The following is a 4,169-nucleotide window of genomic DNA, read 5'->3' on the forward strand; positions in this document are numbered from 1 at the left end:
CCCGGCGGGCCGAGCCCGGGGCCCCGGAGGCGGACGCGGAGCCGCGGCCGCCGCGCCGCCTCGAGCCGCACCACCTGGTGCTCCGGGCGGGCCGCTGGTACGTCGTCGGCTTCTCCGCGGAGCACGACGAGTGGCGCGTGCACCGGGTGGACCGGATGGACCTCCGCCTCCACGGCGGTCGGCGCTTCACCCGCCGCACGGTGCCGGGCGGGGACGCCGCGGCCTTCCTCGAGGCGCGTTTCCGCGGATCGACGGCGACGGACGGCGGCTGGCCCTGCGTGGGGACCGTGGTGCTCGACCTGCCGGCCGCGGAGGTGCGGCCGTTCGCGGGCGACGGCACGGTCGAGGACCTCGGGTCCGGCCGCTGCCGCTACCGCTCGGGCTCCTGGTCGTGGACGGCCCTCGCCGCGCAGCTCGGCCGCTTCGGCGCGGACCTCGAGGTCGTCGACCCGTCGGAGCTCCGGGACGCCTGCCGCGAGCTCGCGGAGCGTTACGCACGCGCGGCGGTCGCGCCTCCCGCCGCGGGATCCGTCGCGACGGGCTGACCGCTGGCCGCGCTAGAGGCCGCGCCGGGCCATCCAGCGGAACAGGACGAACGCCACCACGCCGAGGACCACGAGGACGGGGCCGCCGATGAGGAACACCGGGCCGAGGTCCCCGGTCGCGCCGCGGAACGTCGCGATGAGTCCGCCGATCACCGCGCCGCAGGCGGAGATGGTCCGCCCGGCCGTGAAGGGCGCCTTCGGCTCGCCCTCGGGAGCCCGGTCCGCGTCATCGCCCATGCCCCCACGGTACCGACCGGACCGTTCTCCATCGGACCCGGCAGGAGGCGCGGGTCCGAGCCTCACCCGTCCTGGGGACGCCCGAGCAGCATGGTGAGGAAGCCGAGCGTGCCGCGGTAGCCCTCCAACCACGCTCGCCGGTGCTCGACCGACGCGCTCAGCACCTGCGCGCGGTCCGGGTCGTCGGGGTGCTCGAGGTCGCCGATCCGGTTCCTGTCCACGGCGCGAGCCCAGGGCGCGTCCGCGCGGGCGACGGTCCCGCTCAGGCCGGGGCGGCGCGCCGGAGCACGAGCCGCACCCGGAGACCGTGCGCGGCGGCCCGGCGGTCGGGGTCGTCCGGGCCGTCCCGTCCGTCGTCGCCGGCGGCGTCCTCCAGCGCGACCTCGCCGCCGTCGTGCTCGACGAGCTGGCGGACGATGGCGAGCCCGAGGCCGGATCCGCCCGGGGTCCGGCTCCAGAAGCGGTCGAAGGCGCGCTCGCGCTGCTCCGCGGTGAGGCCGGGGCCGTCGTCCTCGACGGTGACGACCACGGACGCGGCGGTCACACGCACCGCGACCCGCACCGATCCGCCGGGCGACGCCGCGTGGAGGGCGTTCTCGAGCACGTTGTCGAGCGCCTGCTCGAGGTGGCCGGGCGTCGCCGTCACCACCGCGGACGCGGACGCCGCGGACGGGGACGCCGCGGCCACGGCGGAGGCGAGCGGACGGCGGCGCGCATCCGGCCCGTCCGCCTCCGGAGGCGACGCGACGAGCGCCACGTCGGACTCCTCGGCGGCCGCCGCCCACGCCGCGACGCGCCCCGCGACGACGGCCCGGACGTCGAGCGGTGCCGGGCGCCGACTGGTGCCCTGCGCGCGGGCGAGCACGAGGAGGTCGTTGACGAGCCGGGTCATGCGGCCCGCCTCCTGCAGCACCCGGTCGACGGCGGCGCGGTCCGCGGGGTCGAGGAGGCGGGCGTGCAGGTTGTCGAGGCTGAGCCGGAGCGCGGTGAGCGGCGTCCGCAGCTGGTGCGAGGCGTCCGCGGTGAAGGCGCGCTGCGCGTCGATGAGCATGCCGGTGCGGCGGGCGCCGTCGTTGAGGGTCTCCGCGAGGCGGCGGGTCTCCGCGGGGCCGGCGGCGGCGGGATCCACGCGGGCGCCGTAGTCGCCGTCCGACATTCGCGCCGCCATGCCGTCGAGGAGCCGGAGCGGGCGGGTCAGCGACCGGGCGAGCAGCGATCCGACGAGGCCGGAGACGAGCAGGACGACCGTGCCGATGGCGACGACCACGCCGACGATCCCGGCGATGCGCTGCTGCAGGGGCGCATCGGGGAACGTCAGGCGCACCGCGCCGTCGATGCGGCCCGCGGGCGATGCCGCGGGCACGGTCACCTGGAGGCCGGGCTCGCCGAGCACGGACACGTCGAGGCGGCGCACGCGGTCGTCGCCGTCGAGCGCCGCGGCGAAGTCGGCGTCGCCGCTGCCCGCCACGGGACGGCCGAGCGCCGGCCGCGCATCGGCGTCGAGGAGCTCCACGCGCCCGCCGGTCTGCTCCTCGAGGGCGCCGCGCAGGTCCTCCAGCGCCAGCCGCGCCCCACGCGCGGTCGCGGCGTCGGCCTCCGCCGCGGTCGCGAGCAGCACCGCGACGGTGCGCGCCTCACGGAGGCCCACGTCGCGCTGCTCGTCCCGCAGCGACGCCACGAGGCTCATCCCCACGGGGACCGAGAACGCGACGACCGCGAGGGTGACGATGAGGAGGTAGGAGAGGACCAGCCGCCGGCGCATCAGGCGGCCTCGAGGCGGAACCCCACGCCGCGGAGGGTCGTGATGACGATCGCGCCGGCCAGCTTCTGCCGGAGCGCCGCGATGTGCACGTCGAGGGTCCGGGTCGACCCGAACCAGTGGGTGTCCCACACCCGCTCGATCAGGGCCTCCCGCGTGAGCACGGTGCCGGGCTCGGCGACGAGCGCCGCGAGCAGGTCGAACTCCTTCGGCGACAGGCGCACCTCGCTGCCGTCGCTGTGCACGCGGCGCCCGGCGACGTCGACCTGGATCCGGCCGACGACCAGGGCGCGCACCGCCGCCTGCGGGTCGGCGTCGTCCGCGGCCGGCGCGTCCACCGCGCCGAGGCGCCGCGTGACCGCGCGGATGCGGGCGACGATCTCCCGCACGCCGAAGGGCTTCGCGACGTAGTCGTCGGCCCCGACCTCGAGGCCCGCGACGGTGTCGACCTCGTCGTCGCGGGCCGTGATGATGATGATCGGCAGGCTCGACCGGGTCCGCAGCTCGCGGCACACGTCGAGGCCGTCCATGTCGGGCAATCCGAGGTCGAGGAGGACGACGTCCGGCTCGGCGGCGGCTAGGGCCTCCTGGCCGGTGGTCACCCACCGCACCTCGTAGCCGTAGCGCTCGAGGCCGTCGGTGAGGGATCCGGCGATGGAGGGGTCGTCCTCCACGAGCATCACGATCACGGTTCCGCCTCCGATGGTGCCCGGGACGAGCCGGGTGCTGCCTACTGCGCGACCGGCTCCTTCGAGGAGTGGTGCTCGACGATGCGCCACTCGCCGTCGACCCGGGTCCAGTCGAAGGTGAAGCGGGCCGCGACGACGTCGCCCGTCTCCCCCATCGTGAACGTGTAGAGGCCGGAATGCGAAATCGAGTCCGGGCCGAGGCTGCGCACGTGGTCCTCGGTGATGGCGCCGCTCGGGTCGTTCGCGAGGAAGCCCTCGAAGTACCGGAGGCGCTCGGCGCTCGTGTCGTGCACGCCCGGCGAGACGGTGGGGAGCAGGACGGCGTCGGGCGCGTACATCGCGTCGACGGCCGCGGGGTCGCCCGTCGCCAGGGTGCCGTTCCACTCGTCGAAGAGCTCCCGGGCGTCGGCGCGGAGGGTCCCCTCGTCAGGGGCGGCGTCCCGGCCGCCGGACGCGGCGGCGCCGGAGACGGCGATCCCCGCGATGGCGATCGCGGCGACGGAGGCCGCGACGGCGCCCGTCGCGGCGCGGCGGCTGAGGGGACGTCGGGTGGTGGGCATGGGGTGCTCCTCGAGTCTCGGCGGGCGGCTCCTCCGTCCCGCGCTGAAGTCCCTCCAGCCTCGCGGGGGGCCTGCCAGCACCCGGCCAGCGGTCGGCCAGGGGAGCGTCAGGACGAGGTTCGGATGCGCCGCGGCGCCGCATCGACCGTCCCGCATGCCGGAGAGGTCAACCCCGTGGGCGACGGGCGTCTCGAGCGGGAGGGTGGGCCATGCCATCCGACGCCGATCCCGCCCCCGACCTCGACCCCGACCTCGACATCGACCCGACGCGCGTCCGCGACCAGCCCGCCATCCGCCACGGCCGCCGCCGCTCCTGGCTCATCCCCGCCGGGCTCCTCGCCGCGGTGGCCGTCGGCCTGCTGGTCGCGGCGCTCCGGCG

At 76.9% G+C, this 4,169-nt stretch carries 6 protein-coding genes; 1 reads left to right on the forward strand and 5 read right to left on the reverse strand.

Going from position 1 to position 4,169, the window contains the following annotated elements; genetic code table 11:
- Window positions 1-545: WYL domain-containing protein (locus Q6969_RS13570; RefSeq protein WP_317230914.1), on the forward strand; the 545-nt coding region annotated here is incomplete at its 5' end.
- Between the two features lie 12 nt (window positions 546-557).
- On the opposite strand, the gene Q6969_RS13575 is transcribed toward Q6969_RS13570, so the two are convergent.
- The 5 genes from Q6969_RS13575 to Q6969_RS13595 all read right to left on the reverse strand — a co-directional run bounded on the left by Q6969_RS13575 (window position 558) and on the right by Q6969_RS13595 (window position 3,790).
- Window positions 558-782 carry a hypothetical protein gene (locus tag Q6969_RS13575; RefSeq protein WP_317230915.1) on the reverse strand — a complete coding sequence of 75 codons (225 nt, stop codon included), beginning with the start codon at window positions 780-782 and terminating at the stop codon, window positions 558-560.
- A 62-nt stretch (window positions 783-844) separates the two neighbouring features.
- Complete coding sequence (locus tag Q6969_RS13580; RefSeq protein ID WP_317230916.1) at window positions 845-1,003, reverse strand: hypothetical protein; 159 nt, start codon at window positions 1,001-1,003, stop codon at window positions 845-847.
- Window positions 1,004-1,044: 41 nt separating this feature from the next.
- Window positions 1,045-2,544, reverse strand: coding sequence for a HAMP domain-containing sensor histidine kinase (locus Q6969_RS13585; protein WP_317230917.1), 1,500 nt, complete (start codon window positions 2,542-2,544; stop codon window positions 1,045-1,047).
- Window positions 2,544-3,221, reverse strand: a complete 678-nt coding sequence (locus Q6969_RS13590; RefSeq protein ID WP_317230919.1) for a response regulator transcription factor — start codon at window positions 3,219-3,221, stop codon at window positions 2,544-2,546. Before Q6969_RS13590 ends, Q6969_RS13585 begins: the two co-directional genes overlap by 1 nt.
- A 50-nt stretch (window positions 3,222-3,271) precedes the next feature.
- Window positions 3,272-3,790: an SgcJ/EcaC family oxidoreductase gene (locus Q6969_RS13595; RefSeq protein ID WP_317230918.1), complete on the reverse strand. Its 519-nt coding sequence runs from the start codon at window positions 3,788-3,790 to the stop codon at window positions 3,272-3,274.
- Window positions 3,791-4,169 lie beyond the last annotated feature (379 nt).

Source organism: Clavibacter sp. MX14-G9D (assembly GCF_032917815.1).
Classification (GTDB): domain Bacteria; phylum Actinomycetota; class Actinomycetes; order Actinomycetales; family Microbacteriaceae; genus Clavibacter; species Clavibacter michiganensis_K.